At 68.6% G+C, this 24,966-nt stretch carries 32 protein-coding genes and 3 pseudogenes; 15 read left to right on the top strand and 20 right to left on the bottom strand.

Features of this window, described 5'->3' with window-relative positions:
- Positions 1-420: 420 nt before the first annotated feature.
- Together ACWIHY_RS32810 and ACWIHY_RS32805 are read right to left on the bottom strand one after the other, a co-directional pair.
- Positions 421-915, bottom strand: coding sequence for a lamin tail domain-containing protein (locus tag ACWIHY_RS32810; protein WP_454379884.1), 495 nt, complete (start codon positions 913-915; stop codon positions 421-423).
- Positions 916-1,265: 350 nt separating this feature from the next.
- Positions 1,266-1,742 carry a lamin tail domain-containing protein gene (locus ACWIHY_RS32805; RefSeq protein ID WP_454379882.1) on the bottom strand — a complete coding sequence of 159 codons (477 nt, stop codon included), beginning with the start codon at positions 1,740-1,742 and terminating at the stop codon, positions 1,266-1,268.
- A 425-nt stretch (positions 1,743-2,167) separates the two neighbouring features.
- On the opposite strand from ACWIHY_RS32805, the gene ACWIHY_RS32800 reads away from it, so the two are divergent.
- Positions 2,168-2,596 (top strand): hypothetical protein, encoded by a 429-nt coding sequence (locus ACWIHY_RS32800; protein WP_454379880.1) that lies wholly within the window; start codon positions 2,168-2,170, stop codon positions 2,594-2,596.
- A gap of 93 nt (positions 2,597-2,689) precedes the next feature.
- Here the strand turns inward: ACWIHY_RS32800 and ACWIHY_RS32795 are convergent, their stop codons facing one another.
- On the bottom strand, positions 2,690-3,184 hold the full coding sequence (locus ACWIHY_RS32795) for a hypothetical protein (RefSeq protein WP_454379878.1): 495 nt from the start codon (positions 3,182-3,184) through the stop codon (positions 2,690-2,692).
- A 366-nt stretch (positions 3,185-3,550) separates the two neighbouring features.
- Positions 3,551-4,075, bottom strand: coding sequence for an NUDIX hydrolase (locus tag ACWIHY_RS32790; RefSeq protein WP_454379877.1), 525 nt, complete (start codon positions 4,073-4,075; stop codon positions 3,551-3,553).
- Between the two features lie 463 nt (positions 4,076-4,538).
- Between ACWIHY_RS32790 and ACWIHY_RS32785 the strand changes: the two genes are divergently transcribed.
- The gene (locus ACWIHY_RS32785; RefSeq protein WP_454379876.1) at positions 4,539-4,790 is read left to right on the top strand and encodes an antitoxin MazE7; all 252 of its coding nucleotides are present in this window, start codon (positions 4,539-4,541) and stop codon (positions 4,788-4,790) included.
- A 4-nt stretch (positions 4,791-4,794) separates the two neighbouring features.
- Entirely contained in the window at positions 4,795-5,166 is a 372-nt protein-coding gene (locus ACWIHY_RS32780; RefSeq protein WP_454379875.1) for a toxin Doc, read from the top strand.
- A gap of 1 nt (position 5,167) precedes the next feature.
- On the opposite strand, the gene ACWIHY_RS32775 is transcribed toward ACWIHY_RS32780, so the two are convergent.
- Positions 5,168-6,460 (bottom strand): helix-turn-helix domain-containing protein, encoded by a 1,293-nt coding sequence (locus ACWIHY_RS32775; protein ID WP_454379873.1) that lies wholly within the window; start codon positions 6,458-6,460, stop codon positions 5,168-5,170.
- Positions 6,461-6,656: 196 nt separating this feature from the next.
- Between ACWIHY_RS32775 and ACWIHY_RS32770 the strand changes: the two genes are divergently transcribed.
- The 3 genes from ACWIHY_RS32770 to thpR all read left to right on the top strand — a co-directional run bounded on the left by ACWIHY_RS32770 (position 6,657) and on the right by thpR (position 8,705).
- A complete protein-coding gene (locus tag ACWIHY_RS32770) occupies positions 6,657-7,097 on the top strand; it encodes a hypothetical protein (protein WP_454379871.1) in 441 nt (146 codons plus the stop codon).
- Positions 7,098-7,256: 159 nt separating this feature from the next.
- Positions 7,257-7,931, top strand: a complete 675-nt coding sequence (locus tag ACWIHY_RS32765; RefSeq protein WP_454379869.1) for a class I SAM-dependent methyltransferase — start codon at positions 7,257-7,259, stop codon at positions 7,929-7,931.
- Positions 7,932-8,120: 189 nt separating this feature from the next.
- Positions 8,121-8,705 (top strand): RNA 2',3'-cyclic phosphodiesterase, encoded by a 585-nt coding sequence (thpR, locus tag ACWIHY_RS32760; protein ID WP_454379867.1) that lies wholly within the window; start codon positions 8,121-8,123, stop codon positions 8,703-8,705.
- A 159-nt stretch (positions 8,706-8,864) separates the two neighbouring features.
- Here thpR and ACWIHY_RS32755 read toward each other — a convergent pair.
- Positions 8,865-9,300: pseudogene (locus ACWIHY_RS32755) on the bottom strand (carboxymuconolactone decarboxylase family protein).
- On the opposite strand from ACWIHY_RS32755, the gene ACWIHY_RS32750 reads away from it, so the two are divergent.
- Both ACWIHY_RS32750 and ACWIHY_RS32745 read left to right on the top strand, forming a co-directional pair.
- Complete coding sequence (locus ACWIHY_RS32750) at positions 9,194-9,424, top strand: hypothetical protein (protein ID WP_454379948.1); 231 nt, start codon at positions 9,194-9,196, stop codon at positions 9,422-9,424. The pseudogene ACWIHY_RS32755 and the gene ACWIHY_RS32750 overlap by 107 nt on opposite strands.
- 137 nt (positions 9,425-9,561) lie before the next feature.
- Complete coding sequence (locus ACWIHY_RS32745) at positions 9,562-10,431, top strand: MBL fold metallo-hydrolase (protein WP_454379865.1); 870 nt, start codon at positions 9,562-9,564, stop codon at positions 10,429-10,431.
- Between the two features lie 20 nt (positions 10,432-10,451).
- Here the strand turns inward: ACWIHY_RS32745 and ACWIHY_RS32740 are convergent, their stop codons facing one another.
- Both ACWIHY_RS32740 and ACWIHY_RS32735 read right to left on the bottom strand, forming a co-directional pair.
- Positions 10,452-10,604, bottom strand: coding sequence for a hypothetical protein (locus ACWIHY_RS32740; RefSeq protein WP_454379946.1), 153 nt, complete (start codon positions 10,602-10,604; stop codon positions 10,452-10,454).
- Between the two features lie 77 nt (positions 10,605-10,681).
- Positions 10,682-10,759, bottom strand: a pseudogene (locus ACWIHY_RS32735) (hypothetical protein); the annotation flags it as partial.
- 554 nt (positions 10,760-11,313) lie between these two features.
- Between ACWIHY_RS32735 and ACWIHY_RS32730 the strand changes: the two are divergent.
- Both ACWIHY_RS32730 and ACWIHY_RS32725 read left to right on the top strand, forming a co-directional pair.
- Positions 11,314-11,859 (top strand): hypothetical protein, encoded by a 546-nt coding sequence (locus tag ACWIHY_RS32730; RefSeq protein ID WP_454379863.1) that lies wholly within the window; start codon positions 11,314-11,316, stop codon positions 11,857-11,859.
- A gap of 340 nt (positions 11,860-12,199) precedes the next feature.
- Positions 12,200-12,367 carry a hypothetical protein gene (locus ACWIHY_RS32725; protein WP_454379861.1) on the top strand — a complete coding sequence of 56 codons (168 nt, stop codon included), beginning with the start codon at positions 12,200-12,202 and terminating at the stop codon, positions 12,365-12,367.
- A gap of 438 nt (positions 12,368-12,805) precedes the next feature.
- Here the strand turns inward: ACWIHY_RS32725 and ACWIHY_RS32720 are convergent, their stop codons facing one another.
- The 7 genes and pseudogenes from ACWIHY_RS32720 to ACWIHY_RS32690 form a co-directional block, all read right to left on the bottom strand.
- Entirely contained in the window at positions 12,806-13,405 is a 600-nt protein-coding gene (locus ACWIHY_RS32720) for an HAAS signaling domain-containing protein (RefSeq protein WP_454379859.1), read from the bottom strand.
- A complete protein-coding gene (locus tag ACWIHY_RS32715; protein ID WP_454379857.1) occupies positions 13,402-13,776 on the bottom strand; it encodes a PadR family transcriptional regulator in 375 nt (124 codons plus the stop codon). Before ACWIHY_RS32715 ends, ACWIHY_RS32720 begins: the two co-directional genes overlap by 4 nt.
- 265 nt (positions 13,777-14,041) lie before the next feature.
- On the bottom strand, positions 14,042-14,272 hold the full coding sequence (locus ACWIHY_RS32710) for a hypothetical protein (protein ID WP_454379855.1): 231 nt from the start codon (positions 14,270-14,272) through the stop codon (positions 14,042-14,044).
- Positions 14,273-14,812: 540 nt separating this feature from the next.
- Entirely contained in the window at positions 14,813-15,166 is a 354-nt protein-coding gene (locus tag ACWIHY_RS32705; protein WP_454379853.1) for an STAS domain-containing protein, read from the bottom strand.
- Positions 15,163-16,428 carry a PP2C family protein-serine/threonine phosphatase gene (locus ACWIHY_RS32700; protein WP_454379943.1) on the bottom strand — a complete coding sequence of 422 codons (1,266 nt, stop codon included), beginning with the start codon at positions 16,426-16,428 and terminating at the stop codon, positions 15,163-15,165. The genes ACWIHY_RS32705 and ACWIHY_RS32700 overlap by 4 nt, the downstream gene beginning before the upstream one ends.
- Positions 16,428-16,535, bottom strand: a pseudogene (locus tag ACWIHY_RS32695) (alpha/beta fold hydrolase); the annotation flags it as partial. The pseudogene ACWIHY_RS32695 and the gene ACWIHY_RS32700, both read right to left, overlap by 1 nt.
- A 2-nt stretch (positions 16,536-16,537) precedes the next feature.
- On the bottom strand, positions 16,538-16,825 hold the full coding sequence (locus ACWIHY_RS32690) for a hypothetical protein (RefSeq protein ID WP_454379851.1): 288 nt from the start codon (positions 16,823-16,825) through the stop codon (positions 16,538-16,540).
- A gap of 185 nt (positions 16,826-17,010) precedes the next feature.
- On the opposite strand from ACWIHY_RS32690, the gene ACWIHY_RS32685 reads away from it, so the two are divergent.
- Entirely contained in the window at positions 17,011-17,676 is a 666-nt protein-coding gene (locus ACWIHY_RS32685; protein WP_454379850.1) for a DUF4097 family beta strand repeat-containing protein, read from the top strand.
- A gap of 53 nt (positions 17,677-17,729) precedes the next feature.
- On the top strand, positions 17,730-18,107 hold the full coding sequence (locus tag ACWIHY_RS32680) for a hypothetical protein (RefSeq protein ID WP_454379849.1): 378 nt from the start codon (positions 17,730-17,732) through the stop codon (positions 18,105-18,107).
- Positions 18,108-18,756: 649 nt separating this feature from the next.
- Here ACWIHY_RS32680 and ACWIHY_RS32675 read toward each other — a convergent pair.
- Complete coding sequence (locus ACWIHY_RS32675; protein ID WP_454379847.1) at positions 18,757-19,029, bottom strand: hypothetical protein; 273 nt, start codon at positions 19,027-19,029, stop codon at positions 18,757-18,759.
- Between the two features lie 237 nt (positions 19,030-19,266).
- On the opposite strand from ACWIHY_RS32675, the gene ACWIHY_RS32670 reads away from it, so the two are divergent.
- Both ACWIHY_RS32670 and ACWIHY_RS32665 read left to right on the top strand, forming a co-directional pair.
- Positions 19,267-20,457: a caspase family protein gene (locus ACWIHY_RS32670; protein ID WP_454379845.1), complete on the top strand. Its 1,191-nt coding sequence runs from the start codon at positions 19,267-19,269 to the stop codon at positions 20,455-20,457.
- Positions 20,458-21,127: 670 nt separating this feature from the next.
- Positions 21,128-22,300 (top strand): acyltransferase family protein, encoded by a 1,173-nt coding sequence (locus ACWIHY_RS32665; RefSeq protein ID WP_454379844.1) that lies wholly within the window; start codon positions 21,128-21,130, stop codon positions 22,298-22,300.
- On the opposite strand, the gene ACWIHY_RS32660 is transcribed toward ACWIHY_RS32665, so the two are convergent.
- Positions 22,278-22,448: a hypothetical protein gene (locus ACWIHY_RS32660; RefSeq protein ID WP_454379941.1), complete on the bottom strand. Its 171-nt coding sequence runs from the start codon at positions 22,446-22,448 to the stop codon at positions 22,278-22,280. The two genes, ACWIHY_RS32665 and ACWIHY_RS32660, sit on opposite strands and share 23 nt — an antisense overlap.
- Positions 22,367-22,786, bottom strand: a complete 420-nt coding sequence (locus tag ACWIHY_RS32655) for a beta-ketoacyl synthase N-terminal-like domain-containing protein (protein WP_454379940.1) — start codon at positions 22,784-22,786, stop codon at positions 22,367-22,369. The genes ACWIHY_RS32660 and ACWIHY_RS32655 overlap by 82 nt, the downstream gene beginning before the upstream one ends.
- A 135-nt stretch (positions 22,787-22,921) precedes the next feature.
- On the opposite strand from ACWIHY_RS32655, the gene ACWIHY_RS32650 reads away from it, so the two are divergent.
- Positions 22,922-23,776 (top strand): class I SAM-dependent methyltransferase, encoded by an 855-nt coding sequence (locus ACWIHY_RS32650; protein ID WP_454379842.1) that lies wholly within the window; start codon positions 22,922-22,924, stop codon positions 23,774-23,776.
- A gap of 4 nt (positions 23,777-23,780) precedes the next feature.
- On the opposite strand, the gene ACWIHY_RS32645 is transcribed toward ACWIHY_RS32650, so the two are convergent.
- Together ACWIHY_RS32645 and ACWIHY_RS32640 are read right to left on the bottom strand one after the other, a co-directional pair.
- Positions 23,781-23,933: a hypothetical protein gene (locus tag ACWIHY_RS32645; RefSeq protein WP_454379840.1), complete on the bottom strand. Its 153-nt coding sequence runs from the start codon at positions 23,931-23,933 to the stop codon at positions 23,781-23,783.
- A gap of 168 nt (positions 23,934-24,101) precedes the next feature.
- Complete coding sequence (locus tag ACWIHY_RS32640; protein WP_454379839.1) at positions 24,102-24,263, bottom strand: hypothetical protein; 162 nt, start codon at positions 24,261-24,263, stop codon at positions 24,102-24,104.
- Positions 24,264-24,966: the final 703 nt, after the last annotated feature.

Genomic DNA, 24,966 nt, shown 5'->3' with positions numbered 1-24,966 from the left:
GATGATCCCTCGCCGGGTCAGGTGCGGAAGTGCGAGCATCCGCCCGGCGGCCTTCGGCATGCCATGCGCCTCCTGCTGCGCTGCAGCCGACGCGTTCGGCCCCGCTCAGGGAGGCCTGCGGTGTTTAACGGCCCGGCTTTTGCACACGTCACAGCTGCTGGTGAGGTGTTCGGTCCACTGCCCCCAATGGGTGGATTGGACGGCCGTCCAGCAACCTTCGGTGAACTTCGTACCGCGCTCGGCGCACACCAGGGGGCCTCACGTTCGCGTCCTTCTGTTCAGCCAGGCGCTGCTGCTCGCCCCGGTAGGCGGCCGCTGCGGGGACTCCGCTGCGACCGGGCCGGGCGACGCCCTCCCGCAGTGACGTGCCTACGCGCCCCTCGCCACCGGGCGAGGGGAGCGTAAGCGGGTGCGGCGGGGTTAGTGGAAGGTGATGTAGCCGTTGCCGTCGCGGTCGTTGCCGCTCTTGCTGTAGGAGTGGACGTCCGCGCGGCTGCCGGAGGGCTTGTAGAGGTAGATCGTGTCGCGGTCGTTGTTCCACATGAAGTTGCAGTTGTCGCGGTAGACGACGTTGTTGGCGTCGGAGTCTGTGCCGTGGCCGCCCCGGAGCTTCACCGAGTCACCGGGCTGCAGGTAATGGTTCGCCGTGAAGGCGAAGCGGTTTCCGGTCGCGTCCTTGACGACGTAACCCTTGAGGTTCACAGTCGCGGACGACGAGTAGTTCTTGACCGTCAGGTACTCCTCGCGGGTGTTGCCGGAGGAGCAGCTGTTGGAGTCGCGGCCCGGGGCGTCGTACTGGACGGCGCGGACCTTCAGTGCGGAGGAGTATTCGGCGGCCTGAACCGGGCTCGCGGTCAGTACGGCCAGCGATCCGACCGTGATCGCAGCGGCAATGGCGGCATGGGTGGTGCGCAAGGTGAGGTCCCCCTGTTGATGAGCAGCAGAAATGCCGACACGGCGAGCTTCTGAATTCCGCTTCACGTACCTGATCGTGCACATTCGTTGTGCCGGTGAGCGCAGTTGCCTACGCCGGCTGCTGTGCGCCCGGCCCGGGGCGGTTTTTTGCGACGAGTGGTGGCCCTCGAGCGCTTCCCGCGGCACACCTCGTGTCCTGCCGTCCGGCCGGCTCGGCCTAGAGCGACCAGTGCGCCGGGTCCCGTCGGCAGGCGCCCTGAGGCGGTCCGGCGACCGCGGGCCGCGAGGGGGCGGCGCGCCGTTGGCGCGCCGCCCCGGTGGGTGCCCGTGGTCAGGTGCGGGCGGTGTGGTTAGCGGTGGTGGTGGCCGCCGCGGCCCCAGGACTCGGTGTCCACGACGCGGCGGTGGTCGTTGCGCAGGGTCGCGGTGTCGGAGCGGTTGTCCCACACGTAGTGGTCGCGGTCCTGGTAGAGGTCGGTACGGGTGTCGCGGCCGACACCGGTGTGGACACGCACCGTTGCGCGGCCGGCGAGGCGGACATGGTCGAAGCGGTAGCGGTTTCCGTCACGGTCACGCAGGGTCCAGCCGTCCAGGTTCACCGCACGCCGGTGGTTGTTGGTGATCTCGATCCACTCACGGTTCAGCGACCGGTTCGAGCCGTTGTCGAAGCCGGGGCTGTCAGCCTGGACGGCGCTGATCTCGACGCGCGAGCGCTGCTGCCGGTCACCGTCACGGTCCTGGGCCACGGCGGGGAGGGTGACGGCGGAGACAATGGCACCGGCCGCGAGAACGGTAGCGGCCAGACGACGGGCGGAAGAAGCAGACATAGGTGATGTCCCCTCAAATCGTATGCACCACCAGCCAGATGAAGCCGGGGGTGCGGTGCGGGTCTCGGCCCCCTGTCGGTGCCGAGGACCCAAACTCTGAACCCCCGACACCGGCCAGTGGGGGCACCTGACTCAGCGTTACCGATTATGGACATTTCCGTAACGCGCGCATGTACGGTACATCAATGGATAGTTGGGTGTGACCCTGACATTCACTGGCAGCTACACCCACCCGTTGAACCCTCAACGGAAGGCGCTTTCGCGCTCCCGGCGCGCGTCACCCTGCGCACCACCCGGCGCGCCACGACACCAACGGAGCCGGATTCCGGTAACAGCCGTTCTGCGCATTTCTTCGCACACTTGCACGTCTGCCGCAGAACTGTCCGACCAAAGAGAGCGGCCGGCTCCTGCGGCGACGGCAAAAGGTGCTGTCCAAGATCGAAACGACTTCGGCCAGCCTCGCGCAGAAAGCCATCGCGCAGTGGCAGATCCAAACGCTCAGAGACGGCCAACGGGGCCTGGAGCGGCTCGAGAGGAAGATGAGCGAGGCGCAGGACGCGGCGCCCGCGGTGCACGAGCGCAACAAGGACATGCAGCGCGTCCTGCAGGACCTCCGGTCCACGCTGGTGAGACGGCTCCCGTCATTCACCGAGCTGGTCGAAGCTTGCGACGACTTTGCCCAGTACGACTCCCGTCAGCGCGCAGAGGTGGCGGCGATGGTGGAACTCAACGACCTCGCCGTCATGGTCATGAATTGCCCGATCACTGACGCGGAGGGACGAATGACCGAGGAATCGGGGCGGGTCGTCGCCGACGCCGAGGCCCGACTGCGGGCGATAAAAATCGAGACGTGAGTTCCGGTAAGCCGCTGCCGTCGGGCGTGGGGCGGATCGTCCCCGGTCCCGGCCTTTCCCCGGGCGCGGCCCGGTTGCGTAGGACGTAGGCCCTCAGACCCCGGCCGTGCAGAAGACGCACGCCTCCCAGAACGGCAGCGCGTCCAGCACCCGGTGACGTACGCACGAGGCCATCGCGGCCTCCCGCGGCTTGGGCAGGACGCCCTCGCCGGCCCTCGCGGTCGCAGGGTCAAACTCCTCCACCATCACCCGGTACGTGCGCAGGTACCCCTCGGCCCGAGGTGATTCGTACGTCAGTTCCTCCCACCGGTGGCGGGACAACGCCAGATCGAGGACGCGCAGCAGGAAGTCCTTGGCCGCGGCCGCCTCCTGCGGCGTGTCCCCCCAGTCGAGCTCCGCCAGGCCGAAGCCGACCATCCCACGCCCCATCACGTTCTGGTCCTGGAGCGTCAGCAGGGCAGCGAAGCGAAAGTCCCACGGCTCGTGAGCCAGCGCGGACACGGCGAGCATCAGCACGTCCACGAACACCGCGGTGTCGCTGTTGGTCAACTCCAGGCACCGGCCGTCACCGCCGTCAAACACGTTCATGTCTGCATCCCCCATGAGGCAGGGCGACCAGCGTAGATCCGCACCCCACCCCACAGTGGCCCGGACTGTCCCGCCCGGTTAGCGCCCTCCCCGCGCGGCGGGCACCGAAGTTGTCCGGGGGCGAGAAGCAGTCCGGACAATCTCGCCCACCGTGCCCGACGTCTTCCTCCTCACCGCCCGTCCTCGGAGCCGCTTACGGCCCGGGCTAAGGCAGCCACCCAGACCGGCATCACCGTTCGAAACCCGCGCCCGGCTCGGCTTCACCGCCGCCACCGAAGCACCGACTTTGGCCGCGTCCGCCTCATCACCGAGGTGGAGTGACACGCAAGCGGCGCACCGGGCCGACGCCGTCGGCGGCCACCCGGCTCACGTCCCGGTTTCGTTCCGCGCCAGCAACGCGGCGTACCGCGTCATCCGGAGCCGGTCCTCGGGGAAGTACCCCTGCCACTGCTCGTCCAACGGCAACCAAGCCGCAGGCTGACCGTTTTCTGGGGTAAGTGGTGTGGTCTGGTCAACGACTGCCGCGAAAGCCACGCCCATTGTGGCCGACCAGCCGGGACGGTAGGAGCGAACGGTCACAGCCGCCGGCTCCGCGAGGAGTTCCGCTCTGATGCCTGTCTCCTCGAGCAGCTCACGGGACGCCCCTTCACGGGGTGTCTCACCTGCGTCGACCTTTCCCCCAGGCGAAACCCATCCTCGCCAGCGATGCTTGACCAGTAGTGCGTGCGACAGCTTTGTGTCGAAAACCCAGACTTCAGCCGCCAGCGGTCCGATTGCTGTGACGTCGGCTCTGCCCAGCCACTCGCTGGCGTTGTCGTACTCCGTGACGGCCTGGCGAGCATCTGAGCCGGCAGCTTCCAGGGTCCGCCCCGCGGCCATGTGGTGAGTCATTCAGGGAACATATGCCGAGCCACTGACAGCCGATCAGGACTCAGCAGAGCCACCGCCCTCCGCGTCGAGCGCCGCGCGGGCCCGGCGCCCGCCGTGCGCAGCGCCCGGGATCCAGGCGCGCCGCGTACGGGAGCGCCCTGTCGCTGTCGCCGAGCTCGCGGTGGACGCCGGTCCGGTACAGGGCGCACTGCGGTCTGCCCGGCGTCCTTCCCTCAGAAGGGTGACGATCTGCGCGGGCCTGACCGCATGCAGGAAGCGCTGGCGGGCGCCTTCGCCGCGCGCGCCGGGCGGGCTGCGGCGTACCGGCCGGACACGCGATCGACGTCAGCAAGCAGGACCCGCTGGACGCCGTGCCGCTCTTCGGTTGATCCCTGAAGGAATGAAACGATCAATAAATGTGCAGGTCAGAGCGATATCTGGCAGGAGGTAGTCACAGCGGTATGCCAGACGGCATACTCGAACCATGGCAGACACCAGCGTCAAGATCGACGACATCACCAGGGACCGGCTGAAGGCTCTGGCCGACAGTGCGGGCATGTCCATGAAGGACTATCTCGCCAAGGTGGCCGCGGAGAAGGAGCACGAGAAGCTGCTCGACACGGCCACGGCTGCGTTCCGCCGCGTCATCGGCGAGCCCGGCATCCTGGACCGCTTCGACGCCGAGTTCGGCGGGCTCCCGCCGGCGGCCGCGCACGGGACCCCGCGGGCGGCCTGAACCTGTGGAACTGCTCGTCGACTACCGATGGCTCCTGGCACGCCAGGAAGACATCCTGCGCACCGACCTCACCGTCAACGACCTCTCCGTACTCGTCGGCATGGCGGCCAGGCACCGGGTGAACACCCCCCGCCTGGACCATGCCGATCCGGACGCCTTCTGGCGGGCCGCCGTGTTCCTGGAGGAGTGCGTACTGCTGCGCCCGCTTCCTGCCCGCAACGAGGCCTACGGCTACGGCGTCGCCATCGCCTACCTGGAAGCTTCCGGCAAGCGGGTGGATGCGACGTACGAGCAGTGGCGCGACCTGGTCAATGAAATCCGCGCGCTGCGCGTGGACGTGTACGACATCGCGGCCCGCCTGCGGTCCTGGGCATAGGTCAGGCGGCACTCGAACCGATGGCCGCGGCTAGCTCGCGTACTCCAGGTACCTGAGCGTGCCGCGAGCGCAGGTCGGTGACGATCTTCCGGATGGCCGGTCGGTCGCGGACTTCGCCCGGAGAGACCCGTAGGGCGGACAGCAGCTCGGCGGCCGTCTGCTCCGGCTTGCCCCACTGCCACCATGCCCGGCCGAGGTCGGTGTGCATGCGTCCCTTGCGCTCGGCCGTCTTGAACTGGGCCGCATGCAGGCCGCGGCCTGATTCGAGGGCGGCGCCCGCATCTCCGAGCGCCCAGTGGACGCCGACGGCGTACAAGTCGACGGCGGCCGGGGTGATGGGGAACAGCCGGCCCTCGGGCGGCTCCTGCGGGAGGTCGCGGGCGGCCCGGGTGGCTTCTCGGATCATCGTGAGAGCCTGATCTCGGTCACCGGCCCGCGCTGCGGTGTATGAGGTGGTGCACAGCATCTGCGCGTACGCCGAAGCCTGCGCCCCGGTCTTCAGCCCGGTTCCCTCCACCCTGGAGACCGCGTCGAGGATGTGCCGTTGGGCGGCGGCCTGTTGGTCCTGGTGGCGGAGCACGATGCTCAGCTCCCGGGCCGCTGCCGCGGCGACGAGGGGCGAGCCGGACAGGTCGGCGTAGATGGTCGCCCGGTCGGCGCTGAGCCGCGACTGGTCGTAGTTGCCGATCTTCGTCAGTACCTGGGAGGTCAGGCTGTAGCAGGCGGACAGGCGGGCGAGATCGACCTCCTGGCGGCTCTGGGCGGCGTTGCGCGCGTCGGCCAGCAGGCCAGGCAACGTCTTGAGGAGCTTGCTGTGCTGACCGGCGTCGAAATAGCCGCGGGCAGCGGTGATGCGCCTCGCCAGGGGAATGGGCGAGCCCGTGGGATCCGGCGTGCTGGCGAGCGCGTCCTGAACGCCGGCCAGAAGAGCGGCGGGGGCCGTGAGGCTGGCGGCAGCGAGTAACGTGCGGCGACGCAAGGGGTCCTCCTCGGCACAGCGTGGCCCGTCCGCCACGACTCTAGCGGCTGGCGTCCCGGCTAACCCGAGCGACGCTGTGAGAACACGCGTCGGCACACCAACCTCCCGGGCGGCGTGCCGGATGAGCGCCAGGTCCGCGTATCTGCGGCGCTGTTCCAGCCGGGAGATGGTGGACGCGGAGCAGCCGACGCGCGCTCCGAGGTCTGCCTGCCGCCAACCCCGGTGCTCGCGCCCTATCCGTATGAGCCCGCCGGGGTCCTGGCGGGCGATGAGCATGCTGACCTTGCCGGAGTTCCAGAGCGGATCGGTGCGCATGGGGCCTCCCACTCGCCAGGGGCCGACAGGGCTGCCTGTCCACGGTAGGGGGCCGTTCAGCGGGGTGTATACGGCGTGTGCAGCATCTGCAAATGGCGTGCAGCCAGTGCAAGTTGACCACCAGGTGGTTGCGGCCGGCGCTGTGCTTGGGGCGTGGCCCCGCTTCGGGCGGGGCCCCGACATCCCGGAGGACAGCATGGCGACAGTCGTCGAGACCAAGGTCCGTGACCCGCGGGACTACGTGAAGCCCGAGGTCTGGGACCGCGAAGTCCAGCTCCTCATGCGCGACTACCCCTTCGACGAGGTGATGGCGACCCGGCTCTTTAGCGCCGCCGTCTCCTACCTGATCACAGCCATCGACAAGTGGGGCCAGGGACTGGAGATGTGCTGCGGCCGGACGGTCGACATCGCAGTCCACGTCTTCATCCTGGACACCAAGAACTACCGCGAGTTCTGCCACGAGCACTTCGACGGCAAGTTCCTCGAACACATCCCGGAGATCGAATTCAAGTACGACGGCAGCGTCGAGCGCACCGCGCAGATCATCGCCGGCAACCGCTTCGAGGTCGACTGGAAGCTGTGGGAGGCGGACTACGGCAAGTGCGGCCCGTGCAGGCCGGGCGAGAGCTGCCACTGAACCGCATCAAGCGGTCGGGCCCGGGGGTGCTGCGAGCACCGCCGGGCCCTCGCGCGCGCCCGTACGGGCGTCGTTGAGTCATTCGCCCGTGGACGGGAGGCAGCACCGGTACGGTGGCCAGCTTGGAAGACTGGACCCGCTGCCCCCACGAGGAACTGCATGCCCCGCGAGCCCCACACCCCGGCCGAATACTGGGACAAGTACATGCCGCATCGGGGCGAAGGTGAGCAGCCCGCCCCGGTGGTCGACTGGTTCGAGTGGACCCAGTACCCGGGCCACGGCCCCGGCGTTGAGATCCTCGGGCAACCGCGCCGCGCCCTGGACCTCGGGCCCGCAGAAGGCAAGGAAGCCGTGTTCTTGGCCCGCCAGGGCGTCGAGGTGACCGGCGTGGACCTTTCTGCCGCCCAGGTCGAACGCGCCCGTAGGTGGTGGAAGGATGTCCCCGGCCTGTCGTTCGTCCATGCGGACGTGTGCGACCACCTCGTGTCCGGCGCAGCACCGTACGACGCGATCTACTCCGTGTGGGGCGCGGTGTGGTTCACCGACCCGGAAGTCCTCTTGCCGATCGTCGCCAAGAGCCTGACACCCCGCGGAGTCTTCGCCTTCAGCCAGGCCGAGCCGGTCCCCGGCGCGTACGGCCCGCAGCCGATGCGCGGCAAATGGCTCGAAGGCCGAGAGCGCGAGCTGACCGTGCTGCGCTGGCAGTACACGCCCGAAGCGTGGACGGACCTGCTCAAGCGCCACGGCTTCACCGACATCGACGCCCGCATCCTGCCCCCGCCGAACGCAGAAGGCATGGGCACGCTCCTCGTGCGAGCCCAGGGCCCGGAGTAGTCGGCCAGGGCGACGGCTTGGTGTGAGTTCGATCAGAGCCCACGCGCAGCACGTCAGCGAGCCCGGCTCCGCGGTCCCGGGCCGCCGACGGCGGCGGCTGGCGGCGTGAGCAACGGCGAGTTCCGACTCGTTGAACGACAGCCCACCACGCACAGCAGCGGCTGGCGTCGGTGGTGTACGAAGTCCTTCGTGAACGAACAGATCCAGGCCACGACCGTCCGCGTCTTTATAGCCCTTGCTCCGCCCGACGACGCCAAGGAGGAGCTGGCGCAGGCGCTGCGGCCCGCCTATGACGCCTACCCGCGCATGCGGTGGAACCGCATCGAGGACTGGCACATTACCCTGGCGTTCCTCGGTGAGCTGCCGAGCTCAGCCGTTTCGCTCCTGCGGCCGCCGCTCGCGGAATTCGCAGCGAGGCGCCACCCCCTGCACCTGGCCTTGTGCGGCGGCGGGCACTTCGACGAGCGTGTGCTGTGGAGCGGGATCGGCGGGGACCTCGAAGGACTGCGGCTGCTCGCCGGGGAGGTGCGGGCGCTGGTTAAGGAACATGGTGTCACCTTCATGGACCGGCCGCTGAACCCCCACCTGACGCTCGCCCGTTCGCGCCGTAGCGATGCTTCCAGCGCGGTACAGGCCGCCGCAGGGCTTTCCGCGTTCACCGGCCGCACGTGGCAGGCCGAGCGTCTGCACCTGGTCGGCAGCAACTTCGGCCGCGGCCCCGGGCCGATCCACTACCGCGACATCGAGGCCTGGTCCTTCAGCAGCGCGAGATGAACCGTCCTTGTGGCGGGGCAAGGATGAAGGCCACTCCGTGGGGATACGGACGGGTTTGAGCGCACGCACCAGGGCGCTGGTGCACCGTGACTTCCCCGATCCTCAGGGAACGGTGGTCTCAGCATCAAGGAGGGCACCCCCGGGGGCGGACGGACCGGGTCAGTCCCACTGCTCGTCCGCCAGGGAGCTGACCGGCTGCGGCTTGCCGATGATGGCGAGGGCGATGAAGAAGTTGATCTGGCCGATCGCGATGGTGAGGGTGGCCAGCGCCTTCTGGTCGTAGTGCTTCGCCACCTCGGCGTACAGCTCATCGCTGACGCGCTCCTTGCCGTGCGGGGCGGGCTGGAGGGTGGCCTCCACCAAGGCGAGGGCGGCATGTTCGGCGTCGGTGAAGTACGGGGCGTCCTGCCAGGAGGACACGGCGGTGATGCGCCTCCTCGGACTCCCTTGCTTTGCGCAGGAAGCCGGTGTTCAGGATCGTCAGGTAGGTGTTGCCGACGATCTGCCCGGCGCGCAGGTGGACGAGGCTCATCGTGGTGCGCGGCACCGAGCGGTTGCCCGTGGCCCGGAAGAGGGCGGCGCTGATGTCGTTCAACTCGGGCACGAACTCGGCCGGGTTCGGTATCCGGGAGATCGAGGTGTTCGTCATGACTGCACTCCTTCACATCGTCCTGTCTGGCGTATCCACAGCACTGACGGATCGGCGCACGCAGATGTGAGCTGGAGACGTTCGCCAGGCTGAGTGCCGGCTGACCACCTCCTATGGAGCAGCCCTTCCTGCGCGGCCGAGGACACACAGGCGCCCTCGCCCTACACCGAGAACCACCCGCGTGCAGGGCATGGCAGGATCGCGGTCATGTCCCTCAGCGTTCCCCGCCTCTGGATCGGCTCGACCGAGATCATCGCCCTCGCCGACGGCGAGGGTCCGTTTTTCTCCCCGCGCGGCGAGGCCTTCCCCGAGGCCACGGCCGCTCAGTGGGCCGAGGCCGACCGCTACGACCCGGGCGCGGTCGACGCCGAGGGCCGCTGGCGGCTCCAGTTCCGCGCGTATGCGATCCGCGGCGACAAGGGCCTCACCGTCGTGGACGCCGGGATCGGTCCGGCGGACGGCCCGGCCGGCTCGTGGGCGCCCGTGCCCGGTGCGCTCCCCGAGTCGCTCGCCGCCGCGGGCATCGACCCGGCCGAAGTCGACACCGTGGTGCTCACGCATCTGCACACCGACCACATCGGGTGGGCGGTCGTGACCGAGGCGGCCGTCCCATCAGCGGGCGGCGCGGTGGACGGCAACGCTTCAACCGGCGTTGCGACCAGCGGCCGCCGTCCTTTTTTCCCGAACGCCGAATACCTGCTCCAACGGGCCGAGTTCGACGCCCTCGACGCGATCAACCCGCAGCTTCGCGAGACCCTCACCGACCCGCTCGAGGCGGCCGGTCGGCTCCGGCTCCTCGACGGGGACACACCGCTGCGCGCCGGGCGCGCGGTCGCCACGCCCGGTCACACGCCCGGGCACCAGAGCGTGCTGGTCGCCGACGGGCGCGAGCTGGCGCTCGTCACCGGCGACCTCCTGGTGCACGCGCTCCAGCTGCTCCACCCCGAGCTCGCCTACGCGCACGAGACCGACCCTGAGGCGGCCAGGCACTCAAGGGAGCGCATGCTCGGCCGCGAAACCGCCACCACGCTGCACCTGGCGACACCGCATTTGACGGAGCCGTTCATCGCGGCGTGATCGCGGCCGTTCAGCGCGGGTCAGGCCGCGAGGGCATACAGACGCTCCAATTCCTCGACGGTCTCGTCGTCGACGGGACTGAAGACCGTGAGGCGGCAGCCGCCTCCGGACTGGAGCCAGATCCGGTCGGCGAGCAGGCGCAGCACGCCGACCTTGGCCACGTTCTCGTGCACGATCGTGCGCTCGTCCTCGCCAAGAACTCCACCATCCGGTCGATGTGGCGAACCGTCGGGGCGACCGGGCTGGTGTCCTCGAACTGTTCGCGGGCCTGCCGGCCCCGCTCGACCTGGGCATAGTCGACCTGGTGGCGGGCGGTGTCATCGCTCATGGCCTCGGGCGGCTGCTTGATCGCGGCGAACCGCTCTTCCTCGTCAGGAATCGCCACGACTCTGCCCCCAACAACCGGCCACAAAGCCGGCTTGGGCGGCAGCCAGGCCACTCAAGCCATGCTGAGGAACGATCGCCGAACCGATATCCCAGCAAGCGAAACCAAGCACAGGCGGACGCCGTCGGCGTCGACCACCAGCCCCGGACGCACCGAACAAGGGCGCGATAAGCCCGAACGTTCCAGACGGTCGTCGCGAACGTGACCTCGCTGCGGGCGAACACCTTGTCCGCGCGTAGCTCGCTCGCCTGTGGAAGGTGTGCAACGGACGCGGTATCACAACCGCATCAAGTCAGGAAGTGTCGCTACTTACATGGGTGTGTGCCGGGCCGCTGCGAGCAGCCCGGCACCCGGTCCTTGTTGCGGAGGCGTCAGCCGCTACCGCTCACACGGCGGACGTTCGCCAGGGCGGTCCGGCGCTGGTCGGTGGCTGTGCCATAACCCGGATGGTGTAGCCGATCGGGATGCGTGCCGGACGGGGGAGCCATGGTGGGTCCATGGCAGACGAGCAATCTTCTCCGCGCCGTGGATCTGTGACCGATTGGATCAGTGTGGTGGTGGCCGCTGTTGCACTCGTCGTGTCGTTGGTGAGCTGGCGCGAGTCGCACCGTGCCAATGAGGAGGCGCGGGAGGCGAACGGCGAGACGCAGCGGCTGGTGACAAGGGAACAGGCGAGTGGGATCGACTTCATCCGGGAACAGGGGGAAGGCGGGGAGGTGCTAAGCATTGCTAACCGCTCGCGTTCCCTCATCCAGGACGTGATCGTCACCTCCGCGGACGGTTCTTACATCGACGTGGGAGCCGTGGGTGGTTGCACTGTTTGGTGGGTGTCACCACTCCGTGTGACGAATGCGGACGGTGAGACGGTCACACTCAAAGGCCGAGCTCGACTCGACTTCACTGATGCCCAGGATCCACCGGGACGTTGGACGATCATGGGTGACGGACTCAGGAGTCAGGTCTCCGAGCCCAACAAGCGAAGAGACGTCAAAGCCGCTTTCGGAGCGCAGATCAAGTTCGGTCCCGTCGACGGGTGCGGCTGACCCATGGGCGTCGGATCAATCTGGTGCAGCGGGCGTAAGCCAGCGGCAACGGAGAGACCGGCGGCAATGGCGGCAGCGGGCAGCTGCCCTGCTTTACGTGCACTGGTGCGCCCGCCGCCCGACACGCTCCAGGCTCCTGGCGGCCTTCGGGCCGGGCGGCGGCATGACGTGTGGGCGGCGCTGGTGGGTGGGGTCATCGTGCGGTGGTTTCGGCGCGGATCATGCGGCGCAGGCTGGTGCGGGCTGCAGCGAGGTCTTGTTCAAGTGAGGTGGTGCGGGCGCGGAGGGCCGTGTTGTCTTCGGTGGCCTGCTGGAGTTGGTCGGCCAGCTGGTGGTTGTGGTGAGTGAGTTCGTCGACGCGGTCGGCCAGGTCCCGTGTGGTGAGCGCGTCGAGTCGCTGTCCGAGCTGGTGCCGTATGGCGCTGCGGAGACGGTCGCGCTCCCGGCCGAGGTCCTTGATCTCTTGGCGGGCGGTTTCCGAGTTCTGCGCGCAGCCCTGCGGGCGTGAGGGGGTTCCCCGGCCAGGTGACGGGGGGAGGGTGTGGGCCTGTTGCTGGCGGGCGGCGTCGATGTGTTCGCGGATGCCGTCGGCGTAGGTGAGCCGGATGGAGACGTTCGCGGCGCGCGCACGCTGTACCGACCGGCAACCAACTGACCCGCATCATCACCAAAAGCGTCAGCCCGAGATCGGCGTACATGGCAGCAGCCGAACCACCACCGACAAAGCCTGCGGATCATCAGCTGGCCACGCCGTCACCGCGCCGCGGACCAGCTGGCGCATCATGTGCCCCCGGCCACCGAGACACGTGCGCTGGCGACGCCCGTACGCGATCCGAACTGGGTCGCCAGCCGCACCCGGAAAGACAACGAGTAGAGGTCACTGGCTCCCTACCGCCTTGCCCACACCAAAGCCCTGGCTGAAAAAGCCGAGGCAGCTGAACAGGTCTCAGGCGCGGCGGACCCGCCAGAGCCATGCTGCCGTGCCGGCCAGCAGGGCGAGCGTTACCAGGTTGGCCAGGAGGGCCGGGGTGCCGCCCGGCGGGGCGACGCTGGACGAAATCCAGATGCTGATGGCGACGGTCGGCAGGACGGCGGCAAGTAGTACGCCGGTGGTCTTCTGGACGGCGACCCAGTGCACTGAGGTGCAGAGCAGCACCGCGCCGATGACGCGGAACATGGTGCTGCAGAACTGTACGGCGGGGATGTGGGGCAGGATCGCCGCGAAGAGGAACGGGAGGGTGAGCATCAGGAGCGGGACCAGGGGATGCACCTTGGCGCGCCGGGTGCGTGCACCGCCACCGCTCCAGGCCGGAGCCCCGGCGGCCCCGTCCCCCGCCTCGGCCAGCGCCGTTGCCGCGATCGTGCGGGGGTCCCCCAGCTCCGCGAGGATTTCGCCGATCGCGGCGTCGGGGCGCTCGGCGCGCGTCACCTCGATGTGTTCGGCGAGGTCGGCGAGGAGTTCCTGGCGACGGTCGGCGGGGAGTGCGGAGCCCTCGCGCTCGACGGCGGAGAGGTAGTCGCGTGCGGGGTCGGCAGAGGTCTTCATGCGAGGTCTCCGGTGGAGGGGTGCGGGGTGGTCAGGAAGGCGTCGACGGCGTTGCGGAAGCCGGGCCAGACGCGGGTGAACTCGTCGAGTGCGGCCCGGCCGCTGTCGGTGAGCGCGTAGTAGCGACGGGGTGGTCCGGAGGCGGATTCCTGCCAGGTGGTGGTGACCAGGTCGTCGCGGCGGAGCCGGGAGAGCAGCGGGTAGACCGTGCCCTGGCTGGTGGCCAGGGCACCAGAGTCCTCCAGGGCGTGGAGGAGTTCCACGCCGTAGCGGGGGCGGTCCCGCATCAGGGCGAGTACGCAGTACTCCAGGACACCCTTGCGCAGCTGGGCGGCTGCCCGGGCCTGCTTGGTCGCCTCACCTGGTTCCATGCGATGCAAGATACCTGGTGGGGCAAGCGCATGGGAAAGGGGGGCGGGTCCCCTTGAGGGCTCAGGCTCAGAAGTGCTGGCCGCGGGAGGGGTGTGTCGGCAGCCCCAGCCCGGTGAGCCACAGGTCACCGTGGTCCCCCGCACTGATGTCATGAGCCCGTAGCTCGTCCGGACAGCTGGCCTTGCGGGCACGACACTCTGCGATGGTGAGCTCAGCGATCCGCCGCGGCGCGTCAGGATCGGTCTCCGGCAAATCGGTACGCCCCTACTGGTGTTCATCCAGGGTCTGCCAGCCGCGTGCGCGCATCTGTGCCCGTCGCTCCTGGGTCTGTTCGGTGCCCCGGTCGTGGATACTGACGGCCAGTTCGTACCCGTGGCCGCCGGGCGTGTACGACACGATCATGTCGCGGCCCCAGTCACGAGCGGTCCACAGGTTGAAACCGATCCAGTCACCCGGAGCCTGTACGGGGTACTGCTCCACCCACGCGGCGAGCATGAGCCCCAGACCCGTGACCGCATGATCCCAACCTCCCGCGACGATCACCCCGTTGTACGCCCACGACGAAGCTGTACCAGGACCTTTGCGATCGAGCTGCCATGTGCAGGGCAGCTTGGGTTCAGGATGGGGGCGCAGCCGGGGCTCTGCGGCCAAACGACCTCGTCGTCTCGAACCACCAAGGGCTCGAACCGGTCCGACTCGCAGAAACTGGTCCAGCCCAGGTGGACCGCACCGGAGGAACGGTGCCGGTCATCGGCTTTGGTAGCCAGCCACCTGAGCAGTTCACCAGTGCGGTCGAACTCACCGGGGCGGATCTCCTGCCGCGCAGTCAGGGCCCATGACCCGTAGAGGGCGTCCGCAGGGCGCATCAGTACTGAGACGAGTGGTCGCCAGCTGCACGGCCTCAGCAATCGTCAGCGGCTGATTGCGCCGCTTATGGCGCGCAGGAAAAAGCCGCGACCTGTCCGTGAATTCCTGGCCCCAACCCGAGTCGGGCTGCCCTCGTCGGATCCGTGGGGACCGGTCAGGGTGTGTAGGTCAGTTTGCGGTGGGCCGCCAGGCGGCTTCGGCGGCCTGGGCGGTGGGGTGGGTGGGGAAGACGTGCTCCAGGCCGACGATGCGGAAGGTCCGGCTGACGCGGTCGGGGACCGCGGCCAGCGCGATGACCGCACCGGCCGCCAGGGCGTGGTTGCGGGCGGCGATCAACACAGTGATGCCGCTGGAGTCGCAGAACGTAAGGCCTTCGAGGTCGAGGACGAGCTGCTGGCCTGGACGCAGGTCGGGCAGCGCGGTGCGGACCTCGGGCGCGGTGTGATGGTCAAGTTCCCCGGTCAGTTCGACGACCACTCCGGCGGTGGTGGTGCGGGTGTGGAGGGTCAGGTGCTGGGTCACGGCTGCTCATCGCTGGTGGGTCGGGGCACGTGGATGGCCAGGACGGCGGTGTCGTCGTCCACGCCGGTGCCGAAGGTGTCGAGCAGGTCGCGGACCGCGCCGATGGTGTCCGATGCGGTGGCGGGGGCCAGAGCGCGGCCGAAGCCGAGGAGGGCGTCGTCGCCGTACCGGTCCTCGCCGCCCGCGGCTGTGTGGGCTTCGGTCAGGCCGTCGGTGTGCAGCAGCAGGGTGTCGCCGGGGGCGAGGTGGACGGTGGCGGTGGCGATGTGGGCGTCGGGCAGGACGCCGATGAGCTGCCCGCCGGGGGTGGGTAGGTAGTCGGCGGTGCCGTCCGCGCGCATCAGCAGGGCCGGAGGGTGTCCGCCGCTGGCCAGGGTGATGCGGAAGCCGCCCTGGTCGTCGTCTGGGGTGAGCAGGCCGAAGATGACGGTGCAAAAGCGGGGATCAATGCCGTCGTACTCGTGGTTCAGGACTGTGTTGAGGTTGGCGAGGACGGCGGCCGGGTCGGGGTCGTAGACGGCGGCGGCGCGCAGGGTGTAGCGGGCCAGGGAGGTGACGGCCGCGGCGGCGGCGCCCTTGCCGCACACGTCGCCCAGGAACAGCCCCCAGGTGCCGGCAGCGAGGGGGAACAGGTCGTAGAAGTCGCCGCCGACCTCGTCGACGGAGGCGATGTGGTAGTGCGCGGCCACGTCCAGGCCCGGGACGTTCGCCAGCGCCGGCGGCAGCAGCGTCTTCTGCAGCGTGGCGTTCAGGCGCTGGAGCCGGTCGCGTTCCTGGTCGGCTTCCTTGCGGGCGCGCAGCAGTTCGGTTTCGTAGGCGCGGCGGTCGCGGGCGTCGAAGACGGTGGTGCGGATCAGCAGCGGCTGCCCGTCGCTGCCCGTTTTCACCGTGGAGGTGACCAGGACCGGCAGCCGCGAGCCGTCGGCGGCCTTGAGTTCCAGGGCGATGCCGCTGATCTCGCCCTGCATCTGCAGCAGCGGGGCGAAGTGGGTCTCGTGGTAGAGCCGGCCGCCGACGGTCAGCAGATCGGAGAAGTGCTTGCGGCCCACCAGGTCACGGCGCTCGTAGCCGAGCCAGTCCAGCAGGGTGGCGTTGACCTTCGCGATCCGGCCGTCCAGCAGGGTGGACAGGTAGCCGCAGGGCGCGTGTTCATACAGGTCCTCGGCGCTGTCTTCCAGCAACGAGGAGAACTGCGCGTGTTCATCCTCCGGCCCGCGGTGTTCGTTCGGACTGCCCTCTTCTTCGTCGCTGGTCTCGCACATCATCCGGCCGCTCCGGGGAACGCGGCGATCGCCGCGGCGGTCTCCTCCGGAGCTGCGAGCTGGGGGCAGTGGCCCGTCGCGTTCAGCGTGACCAGCCGACTTCCCGGTGTCACATCCATGCGGAACATACTCGCAGACCGCGAAGCACGTTGTCGGCGATGACCCCGCGACTGCCGAACCCGACCCCGTGGGAGAACCGGTTGAACGACTCCACCGTTTTCGTCGCCGCCGTCACCCGCAGCCGCAGCGGCAGCGGCAGCGGCAGCGGCAGCGGCAGCGGCAGCGGCAGCGGCAGCGGCGGATCCGAGGGGTAGCGCAGCAGCTGCATGGTGCGGATCGCTCGGCCGGCCTCGCCGGCAATCGCGGTCTCCTTCGTGGTCCGTGGCGCCTCCAGCATAGCGTTCACCCCCAATCAATTGCAACGAGCAGATGTCTGTCGTTGCATTAAATTCCAGGCCGTTGCAACAATCCTATGGCTCTAACCTGCCTTAATGTGAATTCCACGCAACGAGCTTCTTGCGGCATGCAGGAACGCAACGTAGCGTTTCTAATGTCAGAAACAACGAGTCGCAGGAGAACATGATGCAGAAGTTCGACACCCCCGCCCCGATCTCCGCCGTCCTCAACATCCCCGCCGGACGCGTGCAGTTCATCGCCGCCGACCGCGCCGACACCACCGTCGAGGTCCTGCCCGCCAACCCGTCCGAGAGCCGCGACACCAAGACCGCTGAGCAGACCACCGTCGCCTACGCCGACGGCGTCCTGCGGATCCACACCCCCGAGCCCAGCAACCAGCTCTTCGGCCCCTGTGGATCCCTGGAGGTCACCGTCCAGCTGCCCGCCGGCTCCCGCATCGAGGCCCAGACCGCCAGCTCCGAGCTCCGCGGCGTCGGCCGCCTCGGCGACGTCGCCTTCGAAGGCGCGTACCGTCAGATCAAGATCGACGAGGTCGAGAGCGTCCGCCTCACTGCGATCGACGGCGACATCGAGGTCGGCCGGCTCAACGGCCCCGCGGAGATCAGCACCGCAAGGGGCGACATCCGGATCACCGAAGCCGTGCGCGGCACGGTCGTGCTCCGCACCCAGTCCGGCAGCATCTCGGTCGCCGCCGCCGCCGGCGTCTCGGCCGCCCTGGACGCCGGCACCGACTACGGCCGCATCAGCAACGCCCTCAAGAACAACGGCACCGCCGAACTCGACATCCGTGCCACCACCTCCCACGGCGACATCACCGCCCGCAGCCTCTGAAGGCGCACAACCAGAACGAACTTGGCCACGCCTCACGCGAACAGCTGCAACACATGGCGAAGAACAGCACGTCCGCGGCCCGTTCGAAGTGGACCGGCATGGTGCCGGACGACGACATGGCCCTGGCCCTCACCGACACCGGCGGTCCCCGCACCCCCGTGGTCTGCCTCAATGGCCAGTTCGCCACGCAGGGGTACGGGCGGCGGGTCATCTCCGCACTGGAGACGGGGTGGCGGCACATACCTACGTCAAGCGGGCCCGCGGCCAGTCGAAGCGACGGCTTGAGCTTGCGGTCGGTGACGCGGTTCGACGGCGGGGCGATCTCTACCACGGCCAGGACGTGGTGCGCGGAGGCGGCGACGCCCGATGCCTCGGCGGCGACGGCGTCGATGATGGCCAGGGCCGGGATCAGAAGCCGTCCGGGACGATGACGTTGATCCCCTCGAGAACCTCGACGCCGGCGCCGGCGGTCTCGGCGGCCTGCTCCAGCAGGACGTGCAGTCGGTGCGATGCGCCCTGGTGCGCGAGGCCAGGCGCGAGCCTGAGGATGCACCGGATCCGGGCATCGTCCGTCGTACCGGGGCCGCCGTGAACCCGAACCTCGCGCCACTTTCGATCACGATGCCGGTCGATGTCACCGCCTGCTTCCTCGCCCGTTCCCGTACGTGCGGATGCCCGCCCAAGCGCACCTCGGCGACGAGCCGGACGGCCAAGTCGGGCAGGAGCAGCCGCACACGGCTGGTGAGGCAGCGCTCCACGCACCTGGGTCTCGAAGTGGCTGTCGCCGCTGAGGCCCACGCCGGGTCCCTCCGAGTGTCGCGCCGGCCCTGCAGGTCGTTGGTCACAGCGTCGAGGCCGACGAGGCCAGTCGGTTGCCCCTCTGTCAGGACAGCGACGCCGTCCGACAGTTGCTGCGCTGGCACGTCGAAACCGCCGACGGCGCCGCCCACGTCCCCCTCGACGTCTGCGCCGGACAGGACCGGGCACGGACCGACTTCCTGGAAGCAGTTGAGCGGGTGGGCGGCTGGCCCATGAAAGTGCAGCGCGCAGGCTGGACGGCGCAATTGAGGGGCCCGGCGGTCAGCACGTCGGCGGGTCTGTCGGGCATCCGGTGGCGGGGCTGCTGATGGCGGGCGCTTCCGGCACGGTCGTGCTGTCTGACCGGCCGTGATCGAGCCCCAGCAGCAGCCCCAGGACCGCGACCACTCCCACCGCGGCCGAGATCGCGCCCACCAAGTCGCCGCGGGCCGGGAGACCCGAGTGGGTGTGCGCGGTGTACTTGAAGACAGCGATCCCCGCGATGCAGCCCACGATGAGGACTCCCAACGCCTCGGGGGTGATCTGAAGAGTCATGCGGGCCTCCCAGCCAAAGGGCCCGTCTCCGCAACTGGACCCCGGCCCCGGGGTCCCTGCGGACGCAAGTACCCCAGCCCTTGCGGGCGGATCGGAGCCTGGAACCACAATCAACCCGCCCCATCAGGGGGAAGTACGCGAGAGAACACCCCTCGGCAGCGTCTGCCAAGAAATAATCGTCCCTGACATCTCATTACGGCGACTGACATCTGAGGCACCCTCATGTCGAGACTCCCGATGCCTGATGGCCTGTCCGGGCCGATGCGTGAACTCATGGTGCGCCTCCATGAGCTTCACGCCTTGGCCGGCTGGCCGAGCACCCGAACGATGGCGAAGACGCTGCCCTTCAGCCACTTCACCATCCATCAGATGTTCACCCGGCCCGACCTTCCCCGATCGACGGTCTACGCGGACGTGGTGGCTCTGTTGGCCCGGCTCAACCCTTGGGGCGACGAGGAGGAGATCTGCGACCGCATGTCCAGGCTGTGGCTCGCGGCATACCACTACCTCGCGCTCAATCTGGAACCGGGTTTCAACCGGCCCTCAAGCGGTCGGCAAAGCGCCGAACAGGAATCGGTCACGAAGACAACAAACGATCAGCCTGTCCCTCGCCAGCCGGTGCTACCAAGCCCCGTTCTCCCCAACAACTTCACGGACCGGCACCCGGACTTGCCGCGCCTGGACAGCTCCCGCGCAGTCATCGTGGGGGCCGGCAACTACAGCGACTTGGATCTGATGGACCTCCCGAGCGTCGTCCCCGGAGCCCAGGCCCTGCACGCCTTACTGACAACGGATGCCCCAGCGTTTCTGCCCGACTCCACCGTCGCCGTGATGAACGGCACACGGTCCGACGTCCTCAGCGCCGTCCACGACGCCACGGAGGAAGCCACCGACACCTTGCTGCTCTACTACGCCGGCCACGGCCTGCTCACCTCGTCCGGCGAGCTCACCCTCGCCGCGACCGATACTCAGCACCATCGGCCCTTCACCGCGATCCCCTATGACGAGGTGCGCGAGCTGCTGGCCAGGAGCCCAGCCAGGCGCAAGGCTGTGATCCTCGACTGCTGCTTCGCAGGCCGGGCATTTGCCATGGGAACCGTGGCGGAACTCGCCGCCGCGACCGGCACCTACGTGTTGACCTCGTCATCCGCGAACCGCGCCGCCATGGCGCCTCCCGACAAGCAATATCCCGACTTCACAGGCGCGCTGATCGACATCCTCGAACGGGGGGTCAAGGGCGGACCTGAAGTGCTTGACCTCCAGACGATCTTCCACGTGCTCCAAGAGCGCCTGACCATTGAAGGATCTTCTCGGCCACGGATGATGGTTGAGGGCGGAGTTCGGCTATCTCTCGGCTTGAACCACGCCTCTGACCCCTCTGGGACCGATCCCCAGGCCGGGCACTCCCGTCGCAGCCCGCAGGAGTGAGTCTGCGTTTCGCCTCTGCGCACCACAGGTCAGGTGTTGCGTCGGCTACTTCGGTTCGACCGCTCCTGAACTGCATCAGCCTTTGATCCTCACCACGGCTACAGCTCGGGCCCCCACAGACCCCGCCAACGAACTGGCCGCCGCAGGCGCCGGCTCGGGCACATCGCCCTCGAACTCGCCCCGCCCACCTCTCCGAACAGGAAGCCGTCGACACCGTCCTCACCCGGTTCGTGAACGGCGTCGGCAGCGATACCGGCACCATCCTCGCCGTACGCCGCTACGCCCTCACCGGCGACCGCCGCGCCCCGGAAGGCACCTGGCTCCGACCACCAGGCACCGCGCAGGGGGGGTGAACCCGCCACCGCGACGTTTCACCTCACCAGGTCCGTGACCCGAAGCTCACGCGCATCTGCCGGGACCGGTGGGGTCGGTTCGTGTCGGTCACTCCAAGCCGTGGGGGCGGCCGGGGCCCCGCTCCCCGTCTTCGCCCTGATGCAGCCGACCGGGCTAACGTCCGGGCTCGTTGCGGTGAGCCGCCGAGTGCGTTGCGAGATGCCGCTGGCTTCCTCGTGGATGCTGATCAAGACACGTGACCAGCTCCGTACGGCTCAGGTCGGCTCGCCCACCTCGAGCCTTCCCGCACCACGGCATTCATGCTTTGAGGAGCGTCATGCCACCCACCCCCGCTCCTTCTGTTTGGCTGCCCTCGCTGACCGGCTTGAGATTCGTTGCAGCTGCAGTTGTGTTCGTGGTCCACGCTGCGTATGGGAAGGCCAGGGAGGAGGGCGGCTGGCCGCCGGCTGGTCTCTTCCTCACGGGGACGGCGGCCGTTTCGCTCTTCTTTGTACTCAGTGGGTTTGTGCTGACCCTTTCGGCACGTGGGGCGGGTACCGCTCGTTCCTTCTGGCGGCGGCGGTTCGCGAGGCTCTTCCCCAGCCATCTGGTCGTGTGGGCGGCCCTCATGCTTCTCTTGCGAGGGGTGGGCGTTTCCTGGCCCGGTGACGGCTTGCTGAACGCGCCGCCTCCTTCCTTGCTGGGCGATCTGTTCAACGCCTTGTTGATCAATACTCTGGTTCCGCTGCCGCAGTTCCTCTTCGCCGGTAATCCTGTGACCTGGTCGCTCGCCTGTGAGCTGCTGTTCTATTTGCTGTTTCCGTTGCTCTTGCCGCTGGTTGGGCGGATCCGCTCGCCGTGGCTGCCAGCCGTGGCTGTGGGCGCTGTGGCGGCGGTGTGGGCGGTTCCCTTCGGCTCACTGTGGCTGGGCGGGCCGCCGCTGCCGGAGGACTTTGTGGACGGCTCTCTCACCGGGCTGCAGATGTGGTGCGTGTACTCGTTCCCGTTGTGCCAACTGCCGCAGTTCATCCTGGGCATGGTCCTGGCCAGGATGCACGCTGATGGGGTCGCTGTCCGGTTCGGGGCCGTCCCCTCGGCCGTGCTGCTGGGCGTGTGCCTGGTGACGGGTCTTGCGGTACTGCCCCGGCCGTTCCTCTTCGCCGCGGCCACGATCATCCCGGTGGCATTGCTCGTACGGGCTGTGGCTTCGTTGGATGCATGTGGCGCCAAATCCTGGCTGCGCACACGGCTCATGGTGTTCCTCGGTGACCTGACGTACGGCTTCTACCTGCTCCACGCGGCCGGGCTGGCGGTGGTCATGCACTACTGGGGTGGGTGGTCGGTGGTGGGTACCGTGGCCGCGTTCCTTCTGACCCTGTCGGCATCTTGGCTGCTGCATGTTCTGGTCGAGCGGCCCTGCTACCAGCGCTTGGCTGTCGCACGGGACCGGCCCGGCGGCCGAGAAGCACAGCTGGCGGAACGCCCCGCTACCGAGCGAATCGAAGCCTGAAAGTTGACCGATCCGCTCGCGCCCCGGCTGTCGAACCCCGGCGCCGGTGCTGGATGGTCAGCGCGGTCAGAGCAGCCTCAATGCCGGTGGCGCCCAGGGTGTGGCCGAGGGTGCCTTTGGTGGCTGTGACGCCAGGGCGGCGGGGCAGGACGCGGGAGATGAGGGCGGCCTCGGCCGCGTCGTTGGCCTTGGTCGACCTGCGTGCGCGTTGACGTGGTCGACGTCAGCGGGGCAGAGGTCGGCGTCGGCCGGCGCTGCTCGCAGAGCTCGTTCGGCTCCTGGCGCCCCTTCGGGCAGAACGGTGGGGTGGTGGGCGTCGCAGGTGGTGGCGCGACCGGCCAGGAGAGCCTGGGGACGGCGGCGGGCGCGTGCGTCTTGGGCCCGTCCCAGGACCAGGGCGCCGGGCCCTTCGGCCATGACGAAACCGTCGCGGTCGGCGGCGAAGGGGCGTGAGGCACCGCGGATGTCGTCCTTGCGGGTGGACAGTGCTCCGGCGCGGTGGAAGCCCGCCGTGGTCAGAGGGCTGGTGGCGGAGACAGTGCAGTAGCCTCTCTAGAGCCCACAGTGACCAAACAGTCACTCTTCGCGACTGCCGATTTGGGCAAGGAAAGAGGCGCACGAATGCAGTCCCCGACCCCAGTAGATCTGACGGGAGTCGCAGAGACTGGGTTGTGGACCGTCTACCACCGCGCGGCCGAGGCGACCCGCAAAGACACCGTACTGCCGGACCCTCAAGCAGTACGGCTGGTGGCCCAGCTGGACTTCCCTTTCCACGAACGACTCGGCCCCGTCCGATCCTGGGCGGCCCAGGCCATCGCGCTGCGAGCCCTCGCGTTCGACGGTGCGGTGCGCAAGTTCCTCTCCGCACACCCCGACGGCACCGTGATCGCACTCGGTGAAGGTCTGGAGACGACATTCTGGCGGGTGGACAACGGCCGGGTGCAGTGGGTCTCCGTCGACTTGGCCGACCCACTCGAGCTGCGCACACGAGTGCTCCCGCAAGGAAGGCGGCAGCGCCACATCTCCTGCGACATCAGCCACGACCCCGACAGCCGCTGGATGGAGCTCGTAGACACCTCACGCGGCGTACTGGTCACCGCCCAGGGGCTGTTGATGTACCTGCACGCTGCACGGGTACACAAACTGATCGCCGCCTGCGCGGAAACCTTTCCCGGCGGCACGATGATCTTCGACACCGTCTCGCGCCGTTTCAGTGCAAGGTCCCGGGCCGGCAGGAAGCCAGGGGGCTACAGGCTCCCCCCGATGCCCTGGGGAATGGACCCCGACGGCCACCAAACGCTTCAAGCCGCCCACCCCGCCATCACGGCGATCCGGGACATTCCCCTCCCTGCTGGCCGTGGAATCACAGGCCACGTGCTGTCCCGGGCTTCAGCACTACCTCCTCTCCGGAACAACCGACCTCTCATCACCAGCCTGCACTTCCGCGCTGCCCCGTCCGACCGTGCGCGACGCTGAGCACCTACTCGGCCTTCTTCTTCGAGACCATCTGCCTGACCGAGACCGGCGCGAGGGCCTTCGCCGCCGCCAACATGATCGTGATCGTGATCGTGAGCATCATCGTCGGACTGGTCGCAGCCTTCCTCGGCAGCGTGCTGGCCCGCGCAGCGTTCATGTGAACGCGTATACGACGTGATCACAGCGGATGATCACATGTGGTCGGGCGGTGCCGGCTGTGCGGTGTCTCCGATCTTCCGCCTGGTGGGCAGCATCCGAACCACGCCAGCACCCCCGGACAGCTGGTGGTGCAGCAGTCGGTTCTGCCGGCGTCCTGACCGGGGTGTCACCCGCGAGGGACACGGACACGGCCGGTCTGCTGGATCGGGGGCTGTCGCAGCGGGCGCTGCGCGAAGTCCACGGCCGGCTCGACGACCTCACCACCCTTGTCACCGAACGGCTCACCACAGCCGCCCAGACAGGCCGAGTGGCCGGCTGTCCGCTCCATCGTGATCCAGACCGTCGATGAACTCCGCCGCGAACCACACCCAGCCGCCGACGACACCGGCGGGGGTATCGGAGGGGTATCGGCGGCTCTCTGGAACGGGCACCCACCGACACCGCGCAGCACCCCGCTGACACCCACGCGATACGGCGCCCGGTCGACGAACTGGCCGCCGCCGGCGGCCGACTGGGACAGATCGCCCTCGAACTCGCCCCGCCGTACTGGTCCGAGGAGGATGCCCTCGACAACATTCTCACCCGGTTCGCCGACGACATCGGCAGCGACGCTGAGACCGTCCTCGCCCTACGCCGCTACGCCCTCACCGGCGACCGCCGCGCCCCGGAAGGCACCTGGCTCTGACCACCCGGCGCGCAACCCGGTGATCCCGGTGCCGCCACGCTTCAGCTTGCCCATCAGTCTCGCTGGCTCCCCGCACCTGTGAGGGTGAAACCCGGGCCGCACGCATGGATAGGAAGTGGTTCGGTTCGAGTAACGAGCTTGAGAGCTTTTCAGGTGGCTATGCCCGTAGATGCGATCGATCCGAGACCTGCAAGAAAGCCCCGGGCGCCATGGAGACCGACATGGGGACGCGTCAACTTGACCCGGCCCTGAAGGGACCGGGCTTGGAGGTAGCGCCCAACTGGCTGATGGGTTGGCTCCTCCGTCCTGCCACCCGTTATGGGGTGGCTGGGACGCGTGACTCACG

Source organism: Streptomyces sp. NPDC055287, from assembly GCF_053646035.1.
The sequence above is the reverse complement of the archived record's forward strand: the minus strand, read 5'-3'. Positions and strand labels throughout refer to the sequence as shown.